This window comes from Actinoplanes sp. NPDC048791 (assembly GCF_040650095.1).
Taxonomy (GTDB): Bacteria; Actinomycetota; Actinomycetes; order Mycobacteriales; family Micromonosporaceae; genus Actinoplanes.
The window spans coordinates 1-1,762 of the sequence record NZ_JBEZGQ010001398.1; the positions used below are offsets into that span (position 1 = coordinate 1).

General features: G+C 74.4%; 1 protein-coding gene. It reads right to left on the reverse strand.

The annotated features are described in order from the left end of the window. Window positions 1–1,762, reverse strand: a 1,762-nt coding sequence (locus AB0C29_RS46740) for a family 78 glycoside hydrolase catalytic domain (protein ID WP_360834611.1), incomplete at both ends; no start/stop codon positions are given.

Below are 1,762 nucleotides of genomic sequence, written 5' to 3' on the forward strand. Positions count from 1 at the left end.
GCTGGGCCTCCGCGGGCAGCAGGGACCACTGCAGGGCCAGGGCGTAGGTGGTGGCCGCGTCACCGAGAACGCGGCCGGAGCTGGTCACGTACTCCCGGCCGAATGCGGCCCGGACCTGCCCGGCCAGCAGGTCGTAGTGCCGGGCCCCGGCGGTGTCGCCGAGCAGCTCGGCGGCCCGGGCCACGATCTCGGCCGACCGGGCGAGGTGCGCGGTGGCGATGACGTCGGGGTCGGCCTGCGCCTGGAACGGCGAGTCCGGCGGCGCGGTCGGGTCGAGCCAGTCACCGAACTGGAAGCCGCCGGACCACAACCGGTCCGGACCGGCCAACTCGGCCATCCGGTCGACCCAGGCGCGCATGCTGGGCAGCTGCCGGGCCAGCAGACCGAGATCACCGGTACGCCGGTAGAGCACCCACGGCACGATGGTGGCCGCGTCGCCCCACGCCGCGGTGGCCGGACCCGGTTGCCGGATGACGTCCGGGATCACGAACGGCACCGAGCCGTCCTTCTGCTGCTCGGCGGCGAGGTCGGCGAGCCAGCTGCCGAGGAAGCCGGCGCTGTCGAACAGGAAGCTCGCGGTGGGGGAGAAGACCTGGATGTCGCCGGTCCAGCCGAGCCGTTCGTCGCGCTGCGGGCAGTCCGTGGGTACGTCCACGAAGTTGCCGCGCATGCCCCAGACGACGTTGTCGTGGAAGCGGTTCAGCAGCGCGTGCGAGGACTCGAACCAGCCCGTACGGCGCAGGTCCGAGCCGATCACCACCGCCTCGACGTCGTCCGCGCTCAGCTCGGGCACGCCGGTCACCTCCGCGTACCGGAAGCCGTGGAAGGTCAGCGTGGACTCGCACACCGTCTCGTCCGGTCCGGCCAGCAGGTAGGAGTCGGTGGCCCGGGCGGTGCGCAGCGGCCGGACGCCGAGCTCCTCGTGCTCCAGCACCTCGGCGTGCCGGACCACCACCTCGTGACCGGCGCCGAGGCCGCGGACCCGCAGCCGGACCCGGCCGACGACGTTCTGGCCGAAGTCCACCAGCGTCCGGCCGGCCGGTGAGCTCCACACCCGCTGCGCCGCGAGCACCTCGGTGACCCGTACCGGTGGGCCGTCCGGCGCGACCAGCCGGCCCAGGTCCGCGTCGATCACCTCGACGGTGTCCGTACGCCGCTCGCCGGCCCGCAGGTCGGTGCGCTGGCCGTCGTAGAGGTCGTCAGCGAGCACTCCGCTGTCGGTCGCGCGCCACGATTCGTCGGTGACGAGCCGATGCACGGTGCCGTCGGCGGTGGTCACCTCCAGCTGGGCCAGCAGTGCCAGCCGGTCGCCGTAGAGGCCGCGCCGGCCCTGGAAGCCGAGCCGGCCGCGGTACCAGCCGTTGCCCAGCAGCACGGCGAGGCGGTTCTCGCCCGGCCGGACCAGCCCGGTCACGTCGTGGCTCTGGTAGCGCAGCCGGTGCTGGTAGCTGGTCCAGCCCGGGGCCAGCTCGTGGTCACCGACCCGGGCGCCGTTGAGCTCGGCGGTGTAGAGGCCGTGCGCGGTGGCGTAGAGCCGGGCGCTGACGATGCCGTCGGGCAGGACCACGGTCCCGGTCAGCACGGGGGCGGGCATGCCCTCGCCGCCGAGCGTCGCCGGGCTGATGAAGCGGGCGGTCCAGTCGTCGATGCCACGCTCGACGACGGCCGGGGCGCTCCAGCCGCTCCACTCGTCGTCCGCGCCGCAGACCCGGATCCGGACCTGCGCCGCTTCCCGGGCGGCCAGCGGCGCGGCCGGCCATGG